This is a genomic window from Pseudomonas fluorescens group sp. PF-1 (assembly GCF_054481335.1).
In genome coordinates this window covers 1,489,766-1,509,713 of sequence record NZ_JBTMNG010000001.1, presented here as the reverse complement: position 1 = coordinate 1,509,713, position 19,948 = coordinate 1,489,766, and the positions used below count along the sequence as shown (strand labels likewise).

Sequence of the window (19,948 nt, the reverse complement as noted above, 5' to 3'; positions counted from 1 at the left end):
ACCGAGAAATAGCTCAACGTGTTAATGCGGGTGACGGAGAATTGACGGCACCCTCTCGTCCCGGCGACTTGACCGGGGTCGGTGCAGTTTGTGTGCCAGCACGCTTCAACGCCGCATCCGGTTGTGCATGAGCGGTCCCCGTGCCGGTCAGGCTGCGTCGCACATCGAGATTGCGCGACACCACCAGCACCACCCGACGATTGCGCGCCCGGCCTTCCGCCGTGGCGTTATTAGCCACTGGCTGAAATTCGCCATACCCCACCGACGCCAGACGACTCGGGTTGACCCCCTGCATCGCGAGCATGCGCACGATACTGGCCGAACGGGCCGAAGACAGTTCCCAGTTGGTCGGGTACTGCGATGTGCGAATCGGTTGATCGTCGGTGAAACCCTCGACATGAATCGGGTTGTCGAACGGCTTCAGAATCGCCGCGACCTTGTCGATGATGTTGAACGCGATGTCACTGGGCATGGCGTCGCCGCTGCCAAACAACAGGCTGGAATTGAGTTCGATCTCGACCCACAACTCGTTGCCGCGCACAGTCATTTGATTGGAGCTGATCAAGTCGCCGAACGCCGCACTGATGTCGTCGGCGATGCTTTTGAGTGGATCGCTGGTGCCAGCGACACCGGCATCGACCTGATCGCTGTCCTGGACCAGTGGCTTGGCCGGGGTCACGGTCTTGGGCCGTTCCTCGCCGATCGGAATGGGTTTCAAGGAGCGATCGGCGTCGGTGAAGACACCGATCAGCGCTTGGGAAATAACCTTGTACTTGCCTTCGTTGATCGAAGAGATCGAGTACATCACCACGAAGAAAGCAAAGAGCAAGGTGATGAAGTCGGCGTAGGAAACCAGCCAACGTTCATGGTTTACATGCTCTTCATGCTGGCGACGACGTGCCATAGTTCATTACCCCCATCAATCCATGAAGCCCTGAAGCTTCAACTCAATGGAGCGAGGGTTTTCACCTTCGGCGATCGACAGGATGCCTTCCAGCAGCATTTCGCGATAACGCGATTGGCGCAGCGCGATGGATTTGAGTTTCGCGGCAATCGGCAACAGCACCAGGTTGGCACTGGCCACGCCATAGATGGTGGCGACGAAGGCCACGGCGATTCCGCTGCCCAGTTGCGACGGATCACCCAGATTGCCCATGACATGAATCAGGCCCATCACCGCACCGATGATGCCGATGGTGGGGGCGTAACCGCCCATGCTTTCGAAGACCTTGGCGGCTTCGATGTCACGGCTTTCCTGGGTATAGAAATCGACTTCCAGAATGCTGCGGATCGCCTCGGGTTCGGCACCATCGACCAGCAGTTGCAGGCCTTTGCGCGAGTAGTTGTCGGGTTCGGTGTCGGCCATGCCTTCCAGCCCGAGCAAGCCTTCCTTGCGCGCGGTCAGGCTCCAGTTGACGACACGGTCGACGCCACCGGCCAGATCGATGCGCGGCGGAAATAGAATCCACGCCAGAATCTGTATGGCGCGCTTGAAGGCGCTCATCGGGGATTGCAGCAACGCCGCGCCGAAGGTCCCGCCGAGTACGATCAACGCCGCCGGGCCGTTGGCCAATGCACCGAGGTGACCGCCTTCGAGGAAGTTGCCACCAATGATGGCAACGAACGCCAGAATGATCCCGATCAGGCTGAGAACGTCCATCAGACACACGCCTCGACCAAGTGCCGGCCAATGTCGTCGAGGCTATACACCGCGTCGGCGAGTTCGGCTTTGACGATGGCCATCGGCATGCCATAGATCACGCAACTGGCTTCATCCTGGGCCCAGATCGAACTGCCGCCCTGCTTGAGCAGGCGCGCGCCTTCACGACCGTCGGCGCCCATGCCGGTCAATACGACCGCCAGAACTTTGTCACCGTAGGACTTGGCGGCGGAACCGAAGGTGATATCCACGCAAGGCTTGTAGTTCAGTCGCTCGTCGCCCGGCAGGATTTTCACCGCGCCACGACCATCGATCATCATTTGCTTGCCACCCGGCGCCAGCAGCGCCAGGCCCGGACGCAAGATATCGCCGTCCTCGGCTTCCTTGACGCTGATGCGGCAGAGCTTGTCCAGACGCTCGGCGAATGCCTTGGTGAAGGCTGCGGGCATGTGCTGGATCAGCACGATCGGTGCAGGGAAATTGGCCGGCAACTGGGTCAATACCCGTTGCAGCGCAACCGGACCGCCGGTGGAGGTGCCGATGGCGACCAGTTTGTAGGCCTTGCGTTTTGGCGCCGGCGACGAAGGCGCGTGCGCAGCACGAGCCGGAATCGGAGCCGGTGCCGGACGCGCAGGCACGTTGCTGCCGTAGCTGCTGGCGCTTGATGGCGCGGGTGTCGGGGCCGGGGCAGCGACGGGCGCCGGAGCACTGTAGGTGCTGACACGACGATTGCTGCGCGAGATGCTAAGAATCTTCTCGCACAGCAGTTGCTTGACCTTCTCGGGATTGCGCGAAATGTCTTCGAAATTCTTCGGCAGGAAATCCACCGCACCGGCGTCCAGGGCATCCAGGGTGACCCGGGCGCCTTCGTGGGTCAGCGAGGAAAACATCAAGACCGGGGTCGGGCAGCGCTGCATGATGTGCCGCACGGCCGTGATGCCGTCCATCATCGGCATCTCGTAGTCCATGGTGATCACGTCCGGCTTTAGGGCCAGCGCTTGATCGATCGCCTCTTTTCCGTTGGTCGCCGTACCGACGACCTGGATATTCGAATCCGCTGAAAGAATTTCCGAGACGCGGCGGCGGAAAAACCCCGAATCATCCACCACCAGGACTTTGACTGCCATAAACACTCCATTAGACAGAGCGAGGCTCAGTTGCCCCGCTCCATCAGAATCAAATACGCCGCGTGGCGTAACGCTTGAGCATGCTCGGAACATCGAGAATCAGCGCGATGCGACCGTCACCGGTAATGGTGGCGCCCGACATGCCTGGGGTTCCCTGGAGCATTTTGCCCAATGGCTTGATGACCACTTCTTCCTGGCCCACCAGTTGATCGACGACGAAGCCGATCCGCTGAGTGCCCACCGAAAGGATCACCACATGGCCCTCGCGCTGCTCTTCGTGAGCGGCGGAGCTGACCAGCCAGCGTTTGAGGTAGAACAACGGCAGCGCCTTGTCCCGCACGATCACCACTTCCTGGCCGTCCACGACGTTGGTGGTCGACAGGTCGAGGTGGAAAATTTCGTTGACGTTCACCAGCGGGAACGCGAACGCCTGGTTGCCGAGCATGACCATCAGCGTCGGCATGATCGCCAGGGTCAATGGCACCTTGATGACGATCTTCGAACCCTGGCCCTTGGCCGAGTAGATGTTGATCGAGCCGTTGAGCTGGGAAATCTTGGTTTTCACCACGTCCATGCCCACGCCACGACCCGACACGTCGGAGATCTCGGTCTTGGTCGAGAAGCCCGGGGCGAAGATCAGGTTGTAGCACTCGGTGTCGCTCAGGCGATCGGCCGCGTCCTTGTCCATCACACCGCGTTTTACCGCGATGGAACGCAAGACGTTCGGGTCCATGCCCTTGCCGTCATCGGAGATCGACAGCAGGATGTGGTCGCCTTCCTGTTCCGCGGCCAGGATCACCTTGCCACCGCGGGCCTTGCCCGAGGCTTCGCGTTCTTCCGGCGACTCGATACCGTGGTCGACTGCGTTGCGTACCAAGTGGACCAACGGGTCGGCCAGGGCCTCGACGAGGTTCTTGTCGAGGTCGGTTTCTTCGCCGACCAGCTCCAGGTTGATTTCTTTCTTGAGCTGGCGAGCCAGGTCGCGAACCAGACGCGGGAAGCGCCCGAAGACTTTCTTGATCGGTTGCATCCGGGTCTTCATGACCGCGGTCTGTAGATCGGCGGTGACCACATCGAGGTTCGACACAGCCTTGGACATGGCCTCATCGGCGCTGTTGGCACCCAGGCGAACCAGGCGGTTACGCACCAACACCAATTCGCCGACCATGTTCATGATTTCGTCGAGACGTGCGGTGTCGACCCGCACGGTTGTCTCTGCTTCACTGGCCGGCTTTTCGTGCGCCGGGGCCGAGGCCGGGGCACGGGCCGGAGCCGGGGCAGCGGCTGGCGCGGGTGCTGCGGCTGGCGCCGGTGCTTCGGCTTTGGGCTCGCTAGCCTTCGCCACCGGTTTCGGGGCCGCGGCCTTGGCCACGGGCGTCGCCACCGAAGCACTGGCGCCGGTAGCAGTACCGACTTCAGTGAACTTGCCTTTGCCGTGCAATTCGTCGAGCAGCGATTCGAACTCGTGATCGCTGATCAGATCACTGCCCGCCGCCGCGGCGTTTGGCGCTGCTGGCGTCGGTACCGAAGCGATGGCCGACTCCAGCGCATCGACAGCAAAGTTGCCCTTGCCGTGCAACTGATCGAGCAAGGCTTCGAATTCGTCGTCGGTGATATCGGAGCTGTCGCCCGCCTCTTTCGGGGCTTGCGGTTCCGTGGACGCAGCAGGCGTCGCCACCGCATCGACGGCGAACTGACCTTTACCGTGCAGTTGATCGAGCAACGACTCGAACTCGGCATCGGTGATTTCGTCACTGGCGGCGGCAGCGTCGTCCGGTACTGGAGCAGCAGCTGGCGCTTCAGCCTGGGCCTTGACGGCATTCAGCGAGTCCAGCAGTTGTTCGAATTCGTTGTCGGTGATGTCGCCCGAGTCGCTTTCGGCAACGGGCTCTTCCATCACTTCGGCGACAGGCGCGGGAGCCGCCTCGTCAGCCGATTGCGGCTCGGCCAGACGGGCCAGCGCCGCCAGCAATTCGGGTGTGGCCGCCGTGATCGGACTGCGCTCACGGACTTCGCCGAACATGCCGTTCACCGCGTCCAGTGCTTCGAGAACCACGTCCATCAATTCCGAGTCAACGCGACGCTCGCCCTTGCGCAGGATGTCGAACACGTTCTCGGCGATGTGACAGCACTCCACCAGCTCATTGAGCTGAAGGAAGCCGGCGCCCCCTTTTACAGTGTGAAAACCGCGAAAAATTGCATTGAGCAAGTCCGCATCATCCGGCCGGCTTTCCAGCTCGACCAGTTGCTCGGACAGTTGCTCTAGAATCTCGCCGGCCTCAACCAGGAAATCCTGAAGGATCTCTTCATCGGCGCCGAAGCTCATTAAGGGGGTGCTCCTACAGGTCTAAAAACCCAAAAAACCTAAAATTCTAAAACGCTAAAATCCCAGGCTGGATAACAAATCGTCCACATCGTCCTGACCGGACACAACGTCTTCTCTTTTATCGGCATGAATCTGCGGACCTTCACCCTGAGAGAGATGTTTTTGTGGATCTTTTTCTGCAAGCATCGCTTCACGGTCATGTTCGATGCCCGCGAAGCGGTCCACCTGACTGGCCATGAGCACGAGCTTGAGCAGGTTGCTTTCGACTTCGGTGACCAGAAGGGTCACACGCTTGATCACCTGACCTGTGAGGTCCTGGTAATCCTGGGCAAGCAGGATGTCGTTCAGGTTGCTCGACACCGCGCGGTTGTCTGCGCTGCTGCGCGACAGGAACCCGTCGACTCGCCGGGCCAGCTCGCGGAACTCTTCAGCCCCGACTTCGCGACGCATGAACCGCCCCCAGTCCGTGCTCAAGGCCTGGGCTTCATCAGCCAGGCTGTTGACCAGCGGTGTGGCGGTTTCCACCAGGTCCATGGTGCGGTTGGCTGCGGCCTCGGTCAGCTTGACCACATACCCCAGACGCTCGGTGGCGTCGGTGATCTGTGACACCTCCTCGGCTTGCGGCATGTGCGGGTCAATCTGGAAATTGACGATCGCACTATGCAGCTCGCGGGTGAGCTTGCCCACTTCCTGGTACAGGCCGCGGTCACGGGTCTGGTTGAGCTCATGGATCAATTGCACAGCATCGCCAAACCTGCCTTTTTCAAGGCTCGCGACCAGTTCGACGGCGTGTTTTTTCAGGGTCGATTCGAAATCGCCCTGCGATGATTCGTTATGTCCCATAGCTCCCCCGTGGCGCAGTTCAACCAATGCGTTCGAAAATCTTCTCGATTTTTTCTTTCAACGCCTGGGCCGTGAAGGGTTTGACCACATAGCCGTTAACGCCCGCCTGGGCCGCTTCGATGATCTGCTCGCGCTTGGCTTCAGCGGTCACCATCAACACGGGCAGATGCTTGAGTTTTTCATCGGCACGCACGTGGCGCAGCAGATCAATACCGGTCATGCCAGGCATGTTCCAGTCCGTCACCAGAAAGTCGATGCTCCCGCTGTTGAGAACCGGAATGGCAGTAGTGCCATCGTCGGCCTCGACCGTGTTGGTGAACCCAAGGTCACGCAACAGGTTTTTTATGATCCGCCGCATCGTTGAGAAGTCATCAACGATGAGGATTTTCATGTTCTTGTCCAATTCGACCTCCAAGCAGACTAAAACGCGCCCAGCACCTGGACGCGCCATTTCAATCAATCTGGCAAAGCACTCAATGACAGTCTGGAGTACAACGGATCGAGACCGGCGCGGTTAATACCCCACCAGTCACGTCGCAGTGCCCCCACACTGCCTTCAGCGCGCTCGCCACTCTCCCAAACGCCCCCGCAAGCGGGCCGCGCACTGGCTGTGTAACTGGCTGACCCGAGATTCGCTAACCCCCAGGACCTCACCGATTTCCTTGAGATTCAACTCTTCGTCGTAGTACAGCGCCAACACCAGTCGCTCGCGCTCCGGCAAATTGGCAATCGCATCCGCCAGCGCCGCCTGGAAGCGTTCATCTTCCAGATCGCGTGACGGCTCGAGATGAGCACTCGCGCCATCCTCGTGCAGCCCTTCGTGTTCGCCGTCCTGCAACAGATCGTCGAAGCTGAACAACCGGCTGCCCAGGGTGTCGTTCAAAATCCCGTAATAATCATCGAGACTCAATTGGAGTTCGGCCGCAACTTCGTGATCTTTAGCGTCACGGCCGGTTTTAGCTTCAATCGAGCGAATTGCGTCGCTGACCATGCGCGTGTTGCGGTGAACCGAACGAGGCGCCCAGTCCCCCTTGCGCACTTCATCGAGCATGGCGCCGCGGATTCGTATGCCCGCGTACGTTTCGAAACTCGCGCCTTTGCTGGCGTCGTATTTGGCCGACACTTCCAGCAGGCCGATCATCCCGGCCTGGATCAGGTCTTCGACCTGGACACTGGCCGGCAGACGCGCCAGCAAATGGTAGGCAATGCGTTTAACCAGTGGCGCGTAACGCTCGATCAACTCGTACTGCGCGTCACGTGCCGACTTCTTGTAAAGGTTGTAACCGCTGGCGGTCATAGCACGGGTCCTGCCGTTTGTTGCACGAGGCGCTCAACGAAAAACTCCAGGTGTCCACGCGGGTTGGCAGGCAGCGGCCAGGTGTCGACTTTCTGGGCGATAGCCTTGAACGCCAGCGAGCACTTGGAGCGCGGGAACGCTTCGTAGACGGCACGTTGCTTCTGTACCGCCTTGCGTACGCTTTCGTCGTAAGGCACGGCACCGACATATTGCAGGGCGACGTCAAGAAAGCGATCCGTGACCTTGGTCAGTTTGGCGAACAGATTGCGGCCTTCCTGCGGGCTCTGCGCCATGTTGGCCAGGACCCGGAAACGGTTCATGCCGTAATCGCGGTTGAGCAATTTGATCAAGGCATAGGCGTCGGTGATCGAAGTCGGCTCATCGCAGACCACCAGCAAGACTTCCTGCGCCGCGCGGACAAAACTGACTACCGAGTCACCAATGCCCGCAGCGGTGTCGATCACCAGTACGTCGAGGTTGTCGCCGATGTCGCTGAAGGCCTGGATCAGGCCGGCGTGTTGTGCCGGACTCAGATGAACCATGCTCTGGGTGCCGGACGCGGCCGGCACGATGCGGATGCCGCCCGGCCCCTGCAACAAGACGTCACGCAGCTCGCAGCGGCCTTCGATTACGTCGGCCAGGGTACGTTTGGGTGTCAGGCCCAGGAGAGCGTCGACGTTCGCCAGCCCCAGGTCGGCGTCCAGCAGCATGACGCGACGGCCAAGCTCAGCTAAAGCCAGGGACAAGTTCACTGACACGTTAGTCTTCCCGACGCCACCTTTGCCGCCGGTCACCGCGATCACCTGTACGGGATGCATGCTGCCCATGTTATTTCTTTACCTTGTCTTGCATAGACGGAGGCCACATTACTGGCTGCGCGTTCTCAACCGGAACAATGCATGGCAGACCATCGATGTAGGTACAAAAACTATTCATTTTTACCTCAGCCAACCTGTTTGGTCGGACTGTGGTAGATGTCAGCGAACATGTCAGCCATGGCTTCTTCGCTGGGTTCTTCCTGCATTTGCACGCTAACGGCGCGACTGACCAACTGATGACGACGCGGCAGATGCAAATCATCCGGAATCCGCGGGCCATCGGTCAGGTAGGCCACCGGCAGTTCATGACTGATGGCCAGGCTCAACACCTCGCCCAGACTGGCCGTTTCATCCAGTTTAGTCAGGATGCAGCCGGCGAGCCCGCAGCGCTTGTAACTGTGATAAGCGGCGGTTAGAACCTGTTTCTGGCTGGTGGTTGCCAGAACCAGATAATTTTTCGATTTGATGCCCCGACCGGCCAGGCTTTCGAGCTGCATGCGCAGGGCCGGATCACTGGCCTGCAGGCCGGCGGTATCGATCAGCACCACGCGCTTGCGCAGCAATGGATCCAGCGCCTGCACCAGCGATTGCCCCGGATCGACATGGGTCACCGACACATTGAGAATCCGACCAAGGGTCTTGAGCTGCTCCTGGGCACCGATGCGGAAGCTGTCCATGCTCACCAGCGCGATGTTCTGCGGGCCGTACTTGAGCACGTAACGGGCGGCCAGCTTGGCCAGGGTGGTGGTCTTGCCCATGCCGGCGGGGCCGACCATGGCAATCACGCCGCCCTCTTCCAGCGGCTCCATTTCCGGCGTAGCGATCATCCGCGCCAGGTGCGCCAGCAGCATGCGCCAGGCCTGACGGGGTTCGTCGATATCGGTGATCAGCGCCAGCAGATCCCGTGACAACGGGCCGGACAGGCCGATGCGCTGCAAACGGCGCCACAGGTTCGCCTGATCCGGACGGCTGCCTTGCAGCTGGTTCCAGGCCAGGGAGCCGAGCTGTACTTCCATCAGCTCACGCAAGCTGTTGAGTTCGAAACGCATGGAGTCCAACGCCCGCGGGTCCACACCACTGGACGCTGGCGCAGCAGCGGGTGCAGGACGACGGGGTTCGGCATACGTCGGTTCGATCAACGGCTCGGCAGCGGTCAACGGCAAGCCGGCGAACAATTGACGATTGGTGCCAATGTCGCTCTCGCCATCGCCTCGCAGGCTCAATTCAGCCTGGGCGGTGACGATCCGCGATTGCGTCTTGCGCAGCTCGTCCTCAAGCTCCATGTTCGGCACACGCGGGGCCAGCGCCGACAGCTTGTAATCCAGGGCAGCCGTGAGTTCGACACCACCGGCGATACGGCGGTTGCCAATGATGGCGGCGTCGGCGCCCAGCTCATCACGAACCAGCTTCATGGCCTGACGCATATCGGCGGCGAAAAAACGCTTAACTTGCATAAACCACTACCTCAGCCGTTGGGCCCTACTGTCGCAACGATGGTCACTTGCTTGTTGTCAGGAATTTCCTGGTAAGCCAACACGTGCAAACCCGGGACTGCCAGCCGGCCAAATCGCGAAAGCATCGCGCGAACCGGACCAGCGACCAGCAGAATCACCGGTTGACCTTGCATCTCTTGACGCTGTGCCGCATCGATCAACGAGCGCTGCAGCTTCTCAGCCATGCTTGGCTCCAGCAGAACGCCCTCTTCAGAGCCTTGTCCTGCCTTCTGCAGACTATTGAGCAATATTTGTTCCAACCTTGGCTCCAGAGTGATAACCGGTAGCTCCGACTCAGTGCCTACAATGCTTTGGACGATGGCGCGGGATACGCCGACGCGCACGGCGGCCACCAAGGCGGCAGTATCTTGACTCTTGGCGGCATTGTTCGCGATGGCTTCGGCGATGCTGCGAATGTCCCGCACCGGCACCTGCTCGGCCAACAGCGCCTGCAGCACCTTGAGCAACTGCGACAGCGAAACCACGCCCGGCACCAGCTCTTCTGCCAGTTTTGGCGAGCTTTTGGCCAGCAACTGCATGAGTTGCTGCACTTCTTCGTGGCCGATCAGCTCACTCGAATGCTTGTACAAAATCTGGTTCAAGTGGGTTGCCACTACTGTACTGGCATCGACCACGGTATAGCCGAGCGATTGCGCCTGTGCACGCTGGCTGATTTCGATCCAGACCGCCTCCAGGCCAAAAGCCGGATCTTTGGCGGTGATGCCATTGAGCGTCCCGTAGACCTGCCCCGGGTTAATCGCCAACTCGCGCTCCGGGTAAATCTCCGCCTCGGCCAGGATCACCCCCATGAGGGTCAAGCGATAGGCACTGGGTGCCAGGTCGAGGTTGTCACGTATATGCACGGTGGGCATCAGGAACCCGAGGTCCTGAGAGAGCTTCTTGCGCACGCCCTTGATTCGCGCGAGCAACTGACCACCCTGGTTTCGGTCCACCAGCGGAATCAGGCGATAACCCACTTCCAGGCCGATCATGTCGATAGGCGTCACATCGTCCCAACCCAGCTCCTTGGTTTCCTGGGCGCGAGCCGGCGAAGGCAACAGTTCTTGCTGACGCTTGGCCTCTTGCAGCGCCTGGACCTTGGCCACGTTCTGCTTCTTCCAGAACAGGTAGGCGCCGCCTGCCGCCAGGGCCGCCATGCTCAGGAACGAGAAATGCGGCATGCCGGGCACCAGGCCCATGACCGCCATCAAGCCAGCGGCCACCGCCAGCGCCTTGGGCGAGGCGAACATCTGGCGATTGATCTGCTTGCCCATGTCTTCCGAACCGGAAGCACGGGTCACCATGATCGCGGCAGCGGTCGACAACAACAGTGATGGCAATTGCGCCACCAAACCGTCACCGATGGTCAACAGCGCGTACACCTTGCCGGCATCGGCAAAGTTCATGTTGTGCTGGAAGATCCCGACCGCCATGCCGCCGATCAGGTTGATGAACAGAATCAGCAGGCCGGCAATGGCGTCACCGCGAACAAACTTGCTGGCACCGTCCATGGAACCGTAGAACTCGGCTTCCTGGGCCACTTCCATCCGGCGCAGCTTGGCTTGATTCTGATCGATCAGGCCGGCGTTGAGATCGGCGTCGATGGCCATCTGTTTACCGGGCATCGCGTCCAGGGTGAAACGCGCGCTGACCTCGGAGATGCGTCCGGCACCCTTGGTCACCACGACGAAGTTGATGATCATCAGAATCGCAAACACCACGATACCGACCACGTAGTTACCGCCGATCACCACCTCACCGAAAGCCTGGATCACCTTACCGGCAGCGGCGTGGCCGTCCTGACCATGGAGCATCACCACCCGCGTGGAGGCCACGTTCAACGCCAGCCGCAACAACGTCGCCACCAGCAGAATGGTCGGGAACACCGCGAAATCCAGCGGCCGCAAGGCGTACACGCACACCAGCAGCACGACGATCGACAGGGCAATGTTGAAAGTGAAGAACACGTCGAGCAGGAACGGCGGCACCGGCAACATCATCATCGCCAGCATGACCAGCAGCAACAGCGGCACACCCAGATTGCCTCGACTGAGGTCAGCGATATTGCTGCGGGCACTGTTGATTAACTGAGAGCGATCCACCGGTTTTCCCCGTTCCTTTAAAGCAAACTTTTGACGCCTGAAGCGGGCGCAGAGCGGCTACTGCAAGAAGCCTTCCAACTTTTGCGAAGGGAGAAACAGATGTTTTTTTTCAGGGGGATATGGATGGCCTGGACGGACGTGCTCACGGGTTTGCGCTTTGGCAACACTTCTTGCGCAACCATCGGTGCGACGACTAACCCCCGGTTAATGCAGCCCCTGCAAACTGCGGCCAGGCAACGAATATCGATAAGGCCTTGAAACAGGAAGGAAACGGCAATGCAGGACATCAAGAAAACTGAATACACCCGCACCGCCAAGGGGTTGCACTGGGGCATGGCGCTGGTCTGGATGATCAGTTGGGCGATAGGTATTTTGGCCACGCACTGGCGTGATGAGCTGAACCCTCAACACGGGCTCACCTTTTTGCACAAGGCGCTGGCCAGTACATTGCTCTTTGCGATTGTCATGCGCGTTGCGTGGCGACTGATGCACCAACCGCCTGCCTTGCCGCACAGCATGTCTGCACTGATGAAACGCGGCGCAATGATCGGCCATGCGTTGCTCTACGCAATAGCCCTGATTGCCTTGCCCCTTTCAGGCTGGTACTGGAGCTCGGTTGCAGGCAAACCCATCCTGGTGGCGGGCCTGTTTACTCTGCCTTCACTGGTGAATCCCGATCCCGATCTCTACGACCTGGCCAAATACACTCATACCTGGACCTCGTGGTTCTGTGGCGCACTGGTCGGCGGGCATATCTTGATTGCGTTGAAGCACCAATTTATCGACAAGGACAACATCCTCGCTGCAATGCTGCCAAAAACCAAAACGCAACGTTGAAAATCAGGCGTCGCGCCGCAAATCCGGCGGAATCGGCAGATCATCCTTGAGCGGCTCCGGCCGCTTGCCTTTGCCGGCCCGGTACTGGCGAATCTGATAGACATACGCCAGCACCTGCGCGACGGCCAGATAGAGCCCACCTGGAATTTCCTGCTCAAGCTCGGTGGAGTAATAAATCGACCGCGCCAATGCCGGCGATTCCAGCAAAAGGATCTCGTTGGCCGCCGCGATTTCCCGGATTTTCAGAGCCAGGAAGTCGCTGCCCTTGGCGATCAGCATCGGCGCCCCGCCCTTGTCCGGATCGTATTTGAGCGCCACGGCGTAGTGGGTCGGGTTGGTGATGACCACGTCCGCCTGGGGAATTGCCGCCATCATCCGCCGCTGGGACATATCGCGCTGCAGCTGGCGAATCCGCTGTTTGACCTCTGGGCGCCCTTCCTGATCCTTGTGTTCGTCGCGGATTTCCTGCTTGGTCATCAGCAGCTTCTTGTGGCTTTCCCAAAGCTGTACCGGGACATCCACGGCGGCGATGATGATCAGCCCGCAAGCCATCCACAAGGTGCTCCAGCCCACCACTTGCAGACTGTGGATGATCGCCATTTCCAGCGGTTCATGCGCGATGCGCAACAAGTCGTCGATGTCGGAGGTCAACACCGCCAGGGCCACGAACAGGACGATGATGAACTTGGCCAGGGCCTTGAGCAGCTCCACCAGCGCCTTGGCGGAAAACATGCGCTTGAGACCCGGACCGGGGTTCATGCGACTGAATTTGGGCGCCATGGACCCCGCGGCGAACAACCAGCCACCGAGTGAAATCGGTCCGATAATCGCCGCCAGCACCATCGCAATCATGAAGGGTTGAATCGACCATAGCGCGATTTTCCCTGAATGCATGAGGTAGGTGGCCATGGATCGCTGATCCAGAATCACCTCCCGCGGCAGCGAGAAATTCAGGCGCATCAGCTCCATCATGTCTTGCGCCATGACCCCGCCGAAAATCAGCAGCGCACTGGCACCGACAAGCATGATGGCCAGGGTGTTGAGCTCCTTGGAGCGGGCAATCTCGCCCTTCTCCCTGGCGTCCCTTTTCTTTTTCTCCGTGGGGTCTTCTGTTTTGTCCTGACCGCTTTCGCTCTCTGCCATGACTCAGCGCGCCTGTGCCAGTTCGCGTAAAAACTGCAAGGCCTCGGAGGCCATCGGTTGATACTGGTTGAGAATGTCCGCCAGCCCGACCCAGACGATAAACAGCCCGAGCACCAGCGTCAGTGGAAAACCAATGGAGAAAATGTTCAATTGCGGCGCCGCCCGGGTCATCACGCCAAAGGCAATGTTGATCACCAGCAACGCCGTGATCGCCGGCAACACCAGCAGCAATGCCGCGCCGAGCACCCAGCCGAGCTTGCCGGCCAACTCCCAGTAATGATTGACCGTCAAGCCACTACCGACAGGCAGCGTGGTGAAGCTTTCAGTGAGCACCTCGAACACCACCAGATGGCCGTTCATCGAGAGGAACAACAGCGTCACCAGCATGGTGAAGAATTGCCCGATCACCGCCACCGACACACCGTTGGTGGGGTCGACCATGGACGCGAAACCCATGCCCATCTGAATGGCGACGATTTGCCCCGCCACGACGAAGGCCTGAAAGAACAACTGCAACGAGAAGCCCATTACCGCACCGATGAGGATCTGCTCGGCGATCAGCAGCAACCCGCTCAGGTCCAGCGCATGCACCGGCGGCATGGGGGGCAAGCCCGGCGCGATGACCACGGTGATCGCCACGGCGAAATACAGGCGTACCCGCCGGGGCACCAGGGTCGTGCCGAAAACCGGCATGACCATCAGCAGCGACCCCACGCGAAACAGCGGCAACATGAATGCCGCCACCCAGGTACTGATCTGGGTGTCGGTCAATGCGAGCAGCGACATGGTTTAACCGATGACCTGCGGAATGCTGCCGTACAACTGCTGGATGTACTCCATGAAGGTCTGCACCAACCACGGACCAGCAACGATCAGCGTCACCAGCATTACCAACAGACGCGGCAAAAAGCTCAGGGTCTGTTCGTTGATCTGGGTGGCGGCCTGGAACATCGCCACCAACAGACCCACCAGCAAACTGGGGATGACCAGCACGGCCACCATCATGGTGGTCAACCACAGCGCTTCGCGGAAGATATCGACGGCGACTTCAGGCGTCATGGCGACACACCGCCAAAACTGCTGGCCAGGGTGCCGATGATCAACGCCCAGCCATCCACCAGTACAAACAGCATGATTTTGAACGGCAGGGAAATGATCAGCGGCGACAGCATCATCATACCCATGGCCATCAGCACACTGGCCACGACCAGGTCGATGATCAGGAACGGAATGAAGATCATGAAGCCGATCTGAAACGCGGTCTTGAGCTCCGACGTCACGAATGCCGGCACCAGGATGGTCAGTGGCGCCTGATCAGGCGTGGCAATGTCGGTGCGCTTGGACAGGCGCATGAACAGCTCCAGATCGCTGGTACGGGTCTGGGCGAGCATGAAGTCCTTGATCGGCACCTGGGCCTTGGCCACGGCATCCTGGGCGGTGAGTTTCTCTGCCAGGTACGGCTGCAAGGCATCCTGGTTAACGCGATCGAACACCGGCGCCATGATGAACAGGGTCAGGAACAGCGCCATGCCCGTGAGAATCTGGTTCGACGGTGTCTGCTGCAGGCCCAGGGCCTGACGCAGGATCGAAAAGACGATGATGATCCGGGTGAAACTGGTCATCAGCATGACGAACGCCGGGATGAAACTCAGCGCGGTCATGATCAGCAGGATCTGCAGGCTGACCGAGTACTCCTGCGCGCCCTGGGCATTGGTGCCCAGGGTAATCGCCGGGATCGATAGCGGATCGGCGGCGAACGCCAGCGGCGCGGCCAGCATCAGCGCCAGCGTCAAGACGATGCGTAACGCACCCATTACTTCTTATCCTTCTGATCCTTGCCCAACAGCTCCATCAGGCGCTGGGCAAACTCGGGGGTCGTCGACTCGGTATTGGGCACCTGCACCGGCTCCTTGAGCACATGCAACGCCGTGATGGTGCCAGGGCTCAGACCCAGAAGAATCTGCTCGTTGCCGACTTGCACCAGCATCAAACGGTCACGCGGGCCCAGGGCACGGGAACCGATCAGTTCGATCACCTGCCCCTTGCCGGCCGGCCCAGCCTGCTGGACCCGACGCAACAGCCAGGCGAGGAAAAAAATCAGCCCCAGCACCAGCAGCAAGCCGAATACCAGTTGCGTCAATTGCCCGGCCACACCGCTGCCGACCGCTGGTACGGCAGCGGCGTTCGCAACCGTCGCCACCGGTTCGGCCGCCAGCACGCTGAGCGGCAACGCCAGCACAAACCCCAGAAGCCTTTTCACTCAGCGCAGCTTCTTGATGCGTTCGCTTGGGCTGATCACGTCGGTCAGGCGGATGCCGAACTTCTCGTTGACCACCACCACTTCGCCGTGGGCAATCAGCGTGCCGTTGACCAACACGTCCAGAGGCTCACCAGCCAGACGATCGAGCTCGATCACCGAACCCTGGTTGAGCTGCAGCAGGTTGCGGATGTTGATGTCGGTGCTGCCGACTTCCATGGAGATCGACACCGGAATGTCGAGAATCACGTCCAGGTTCGGACCCTCGAGGCTGACCGGCTCGTTGCTTTTCGGCGAGCTGCCGAACTCTTCCATGGGCAAGCGATTGGATGACGAACTGGCCGCATCGGCGGCCAGCAAGGCATCGATGTCGTCCTGCCCGGCATCACCGGTTTCTTCCAGGGCCGCAGCCCATTCGTCCGCCAGCGCCTGGTCGTCCTGGGTATTCATGTCGTTTGCCATCTCGTGTTCCTCGGCAGGCAACCATTCGATTGGAAGCCGTCAGTTAAAAGCGAATGTTTAGGGCGCCTGTCAGCGGCGTTCGATCGGCTCGATCACCTGCAACGCGAGGTTGCCTTTGTGCGAACCCATCTTGACCTTGAAGGCCGGCACACCGTTGGCGCGCATGATCATCTCTTCCGGCATTTCCACCGGGATCACGTCCCCCGGCTGCATGTGCAGGATGTCGCGCAGGCGCAGCTGGCGACGGGCGACCGTGGCGCCGATTGGCACGTCGACATCCATGACGTCCTGGCGCAATGCATTGACCCAACGCTCGTCCTGATCGTCGAGGTCCGACTGGAAACCGGCGTCGAGCATTTCGCGCACCGGCTCGATCATCGAGTACGGCATGGTCACGTGCAGGTCACCGCCACCGCCATCGAGTTCGATATGGAAGGTCGAGACCACAATGGCTTCGCTCGGACCGACGATGTTGGCCATGGCCGGGTTCACTTCCGAGTTGATGTACTCGAAGTTCACTTCCATGATCGCCTGCCAGGCCTCCTTCAGATCGACGAAGGCCTGTTCCAGCACCATGCGCACGACACGCAGCTCGGTCGGGGTGAATTCACGACCTTCGATCTTCGCGTGACGGCCGTCCCCACCAAAGAAGTTGTCCACCAGCTTGAACACCAGTTTGGCGTCGAGGATGAACAGCGCGGTACCGCGCAGCGGCTTGATCTTGACCAGGTTGAGACTGGTCGGCACGTACAGCGAGTGCACGTATTCGCCGAATTTCATCACCTGCACACCACCGACCGCCACGTCTGCCGAGCGGCGCAGCATGTTGAACATGCTGATGCGTGTGTAGCGGGCGAAACGCTCGTTGATCATTTCCAGGGTCGGCATGCGTCCACGGACGATGCGATCCTGGCTGGTCAGGTCATAGCTTTTGACGCTGCCGGGTTCGGCAACGGTATCGGTCTGTACCAGACCATCGTCGACGCCATGCAACAGCGCGTCGATCTCATCCTGGGACAGCAGGTCTTGCACGGCCATGTCGTGTTCCTACTGCAGTACGAAATTAGTGAAAAGCAACTGTTCGACGACCACTTTGCCAAGTTCTTTCTGCGCCACTTCCTGGACGCTGGCCGTGGCCTTCTGGCGCAACATTTCCTGGCCGACCGGCGACGCGAGCGTGGCGAAGTCTTGCCCGGAGAACAGCATGACCAGGTTATTGCGGATCACTGGCATGTGAACCTTGAGCGCATCCAGATCAGCCTGGTTGCGGGCCAGCATGGTGATGCTCACCTGCATGTAGCGTTGACGGCCGTTCTGGTTGAAGTTGGCCACGAACGCCGGCGCCATGGATTCGAAAATCGCGGGCTGCTTGCCGACCGGGGCGGTTTCAGCCACGGCAACAGGCTTGCTCTGGTTACTGTGCATGAAGTACCAGGTCGCCCCCACGGACAAGCCGATCGCCAGCAGCAGGGCCACCACGATCAAGATAATCAGCTTGAGTTTGCCTTTGGTTGCGGGGTCTTTTACTGCTGCGTCGCTCTTCGCCATGCCAATAATCCGTCACTATTCGGGTTTTCACAGTCGCACGGCAAGGCAAGAGCAAGTGTTATGCCATGTAGGAGCGAGCCTGCTCGCGAAAAAACCGGGAACGTCGCCGGACGCGGGGTCTGGCGCGTTATCGTTGACGCCCATCGTCGGAACGCCACCCGGAGCGAGCTCGCTCCTGCAAGGGTTTTGCGGTTAATCAGGCGTAGTAGTCAACGGCACTGGAGCCGATCACGCTGGTCGTTGTCGCAGCCACTTCAGCCACGCTCGAGGCGATATCGTCATCCACGGAGTCGAGGCGGCCACCACTGACACTGGTACGCCCACTCTGCCCTTGATGGGCCTGATCCTGTCCTTGCTGCGATCCACGGGACTGATCGGACACGTTGACATCGACCTGCCCCATGCCCTGCTGCGCGAACATGTCGCGTAACCGATGCATCTGCCCGTCGAGCGCTTCGCGAACAGCCGGATGAGCGCTCATGAACGTCACCTGGGTCTGTTGATCCGGCACCATGTTGACCCGAATGTCGAGGCGCCCCAGTTCCGCCGGCTGCAACTGAATGTCAGCCGCCTTCAGATTGGCACTCGACAGGTACATGACACGATTGACCACTTCGTCGGTCCAGCCACTCTGATGCATCGCGATCGGCTGGTTCACGGGCAATGCGTTGGCGGTTTTCGGCGTGGCGGCCTGAGTCAACGCCGCCAAACGGTTGGCGAAATCATCAACCCGAGTGTCGCTGCTGGCGGATTTGAGATCCTTCAGACCGTCATCGATCAGGCCACTGAACGCCTTGTCCCCACCCTGGCTGGTGCTGTCCTTGTCGGCTTGCACTTCAAGCATGCTCGCCATGCCGGCGGCAAAACTCTGTGCCGAGGTCGGCTCTCCATCAGCCTGCGCCTGAGCGGAGGTCGATGCCGCTTTCGGCTGCGCCTGACTGGATGCGGAAACGTGGCCGCTCTGCTCCATCGCCATGCGAACAGCCGGTAACGCGTCAAGGGGATCGGCTTCGGGATCGAAATCGGGGGGCGTGGTCGCGGCGGCCGCAGTTGTCGTTGTCGCTGGCGCTGTGACCGCTGCGGCGACTGGCGCTTCAACCGATGGCTGTACAGTTTCAGCCACTGGCGGCGTTGTCAACACAGGGGCGGTCACCACCGGCTGCACGGCCTGCATCATGGCCGGATCGAGCGCCGGGTCAACTGGCGCTGTATCGGCAGCCAGGGTCTGCGCGGCATCCGAAGCATTATCGCTGGCGGCCTTGTCACCGCCCTGCGCCGGTTTATCGGCGGGCAAGGTTTTGCCGCTATCGGCAACCGTCGGTTCCGGGGCGGCAGATTTATCGCCGGCGATGTCTTTTTTTCCGGCTTTGTCGGGCGTTGTTTCGCGTGCCGGCTTGGCCGGTCCGTCTGCCGCTGCAACGGGTTTGTTCTCGGCTTGCCTGGCGTAGAGCTGCGCGAAGCTGGAGGCCTTGTCCCCGGGCTCAGCGGTTGGCGCCGTGGAATTGGCGGCAGCTTGAGTCTTGGCCTGCGCGGCGGCCTGAAGAAGTGAATTGGGGGTAACGGGCATGAAACGGTCTCCGCTGCACTGGGATCGTAGGTACAGTTGGGGGAGATTACTGCAAGGGTCGCGCCAGTTTTGTTCAAACGGCGCCGTTACTGGCGCCGAATGATCAAACTGGCGGAGAGCGAACGCCGTCGCTCCTCCTCATAGAGCGGTCGAACGAACGCGAATTCGCGATCGATTTCCGCGACAAGCGCCTCAGCGCCTGAAAGATTTTTCCCTTGAGCCTTCAGCTCCAGCTCATGACACAGGTCAGCCAGGCGAATCGCGCCCATGTTGCTGCTGCTGCCCTTGAAGCTGTGGGCCGTCTCAAGGAACTGCGTAGCGTTGGCGGCCTGTTTCAGCAGCTGCAAGCGCTGTTCGGAATCTGCGAGAAAGGTATCCACCAGGATCGGATACTCGCCCTCCATGACCTCTTGCAACGCGCTAAGCACGTCCGGGTCGAGATGTTTATCTGCCACTTGCTCACTCCTT

At 60.1% G+C, this 19,948-nt stretch carries 21 protein-coding genes; 1 reads left to right on the top strand and 20 read right to left on the bottom strand.

The window, feature by feature from the left end; genetic code table 11:
* Positions 1–13 precede the first annotated feature (13 nt).
* The 10 genes from motD to flhA all read right to left on the bottom strand — a co-directional run bounded on the left by motD (position 14) and on the right by flhA (position 11,666).
* Positions 14–904 carry a flagellar motor protein MotD gene (gene motD, locus ACX3YD_RS07170; RefSeq protein WP_103402494.1) on the bottom strand — a complete coding sequence of 297 codons (891 nt, stop codon included), beginning with the start codon at positions 902–904 and terminating at the stop codon, positions 14–16.
* Positions 905–919: 15 nt separating this feature from the next.
* Positions 920–1,660, bottom strand: a complete 741-nt coding sequence (locus ACX3YD_RS07165; RefSeq protein ID WP_090464116.1) for a flagellar motor protein — start codon at positions 1,658–1,660, stop codon at positions 920–922.
* Positions 1,660–2,787 carry a protein-glutamate methylesterase/protein-glutamine glutaminase gene (locus ACX3YD_RS07160; protein ID WP_090464119.1) on the bottom strand — a complete coding sequence of 376 codons (1,128 nt, stop codon included), beginning with the start codon at positions 2,785–2,787 and terminating at the stop codon, positions 1,660–1,662. Before ACX3YD_RS07160 ends, ACX3YD_RS07165 begins: the two co-directional genes overlap by 1 nt.
* Positions 2,788–2,836: 49 nt before the next feature.
* Positions 2,837–5,113: a chemotaxis protein CheA gene (locus tag ACX3YD_RS07155; RefSeq protein WP_458959559.1), complete on the bottom strand. Its 2,277-nt coding sequence runs from the start codon at positions 5,111–5,113 to the stop codon at positions 2,837–2,839.
* 54 nt (positions 5,114–5,167) lie between these two features.
* On the bottom strand, positions 5,168–5,956 hold the full coding sequence (locus ACX3YD_RS07150; RefSeq protein WP_047531959.1) for a protein phosphatase CheZ: 789 nt from the start codon (positions 5,954–5,956) through the stop codon (positions 5,168–5,170).
* Between the two features lie 19 nt (positions 5,957–5,975).
* Positions 5,976–6,347, bottom strand: a complete 372-nt coding sequence (locus ACX3YD_RS07145; protein ID WP_003183998.1) for a chemotaxis response regulator CheY — start codon at positions 6,345–6,347, stop codon at positions 5,976–5,978.
* Positions 6,348–6,512: 165 nt separating this feature from the next.
* Entirely contained in the window at positions 6,513–7,253 is a 741-nt protein-coding gene (fliA, locus tag ACX3YD_RS07140; protein ID WP_047531963.1) for an RNA polymerase sigma factor FliA, read from the bottom strand.
* Positions 7,250–8,080, bottom strand: a complete 831-nt coding sequence (gene fleN / locus ACX3YD_RS07135; RefSeq protein WP_458959558.1) for a flagellar synthesis regulator FleN — start codon at positions 8,078–8,080, stop codon at positions 7,250–7,252. Before fleN ends, fliA begins: the two co-directional genes overlap by 4 nt.
* A 116-nt stretch (positions 8,081–8,196) precedes the next feature.
* Positions 8,197–9,525, bottom strand: a complete 1,329-nt coding sequence (gene flhF, locus ACX3YD_RS07130; protein WP_047531967.1) for a flagellar biosynthesis protein FlhF — start codon at positions 9,523–9,525, stop codon at positions 8,197–8,199.
* Between the two features lie 11 nt (positions 9,526–9,536).
* Positions 9,537–11,666, bottom strand: coding sequence for a flagellar biosynthesis protein FlhA (gene flhA, locus ACX3YD_RS07125; protein WP_458959557.1), 2,130 nt, complete (start codon positions 11,664–11,666; stop codon positions 9,537–9,539).
* A gap of 276 nt (positions 11,667–11,942) precedes the next feature.
* On the opposite strand from flhA, the gene ACX3YD_RS07120 reads away from it, so the two are divergent.
* Positions 11,943–12,503, top strand: a complete 561-nt coding sequence (locus tag ACX3YD_RS07120; RefSeq protein WP_458959556.1) for a cytochrome b — start codon at positions 11,943–11,945, stop codon at positions 12,501–12,503.
* 3 nt (positions 12,504–12,506) lie between these two features.
* On the opposite strand, the gene flhB is transcribed toward ACX3YD_RS07120, so the two are convergent.
* The 10 genes from flhB to ACX3YD_RS07070 form a co-directional block, all read right to left on the bottom strand.
* Positions 12,507–13,646: a flagellar biosynthesis protein FlhB gene (gene flhB, locus ACX3YD_RS07115; protein WP_458959555.1), complete on the bottom strand. Its 1,140-nt coding sequence runs from the start codon at positions 13,644–13,646 to the stop codon at positions 12,507–12,509.
* A 3-nt stretch (positions 13,647–13,649) separates the two neighbouring features.
* Entirely contained in the window at positions 13,650–14,432 is a 783-nt protein-coding gene (fliR, locus tag ACX3YD_RS07110; RefSeq protein WP_103402487.1) for a flagellar biosynthetic protein FliR, read from the bottom strand.
* 3 nt (positions 14,433–14,435) lie between these two features.
* Entirely contained in the window at positions 14,436–14,705 is a 270-nt protein-coding gene (gene fliQ / locus ACX3YD_RS07105) for a flagellar biosynthesis protein FliQ (protein WP_103402486.1), read from the bottom strand.
* Entirely contained in the window at positions 14,702–15,460 is a 759-nt protein-coding gene (gene fliP, locus ACX3YD_RS07100; protein WP_090324267.1) for a flagellar type III secretion system pore protein FliP, read from the bottom strand. The genes fliQ and fliP overlap by 4 nt, the downstream gene beginning before the upstream one ends.
* Positions 15,460–15,906, bottom strand: coding sequence for a flagellar biosynthetic protein FliO (gene fliO / locus ACX3YD_RS07095; RefSeq protein WP_103402484.1), 447 nt, complete (start codon positions 15,904–15,906; stop codon positions 15,460–15,462). The genes fliP and fliO overlap by 1 nt, the downstream gene beginning before the upstream one ends.
* On the bottom strand, positions 15,907–16,365 hold the full coding sequence (gene fliN, locus ACX3YD_RS07090; RefSeq protein WP_103402483.1) for a flagellar motor switch protein FliN: 459 nt from the start codon (positions 16,363–16,365) through the stop codon (positions 15,907–15,909).
* A 69-nt stretch (positions 16,366–16,434) separates the two neighbouring features.
* On the bottom strand, positions 16,435–17,403 hold the full coding sequence (gene fliM / locus ACX3YD_RS07085) for a flagellar motor switch protein FliM (RefSeq protein ID WP_047531984.1): 969 nt from the start codon (positions 17,401–17,403) through the stop codon (positions 16,435–16,437).
* A gap of 9 nt (positions 17,404–17,412) precedes the next feature.
* Positions 17,413–17,913: a flagellar basal body-associated protein FliL gene (fliL, locus tag ACX3YD_RS07080; RefSeq protein ID WP_103402482.1), complete on the bottom strand. Its 501-nt coding sequence runs from the start codon at positions 17,911–17,913 to the stop codon at positions 17,413–17,415.
* A gap of 196 nt (positions 17,914–18,109) precedes the next feature.
* Positions 18,110–19,480, bottom strand: a complete 1,371-nt coding sequence (locus tag ACX3YD_RS07075; protein WP_458959554.1) for a flagellar hook-length control protein FliK — start codon at positions 19,478–19,480, stop codon at positions 18,110–18,112.
* Between the two features lie 86 nt (positions 19,481–19,566).
* Entirely contained in the window at positions 19,567–19,935 is a 369-nt protein-coding gene (locus ACX3YD_RS07070; protein WP_458959553.1) for an Hpt domain-containing protein, read from the bottom strand.
* Positions 19,936–19,948 lie beyond the last annotated feature (13 nt).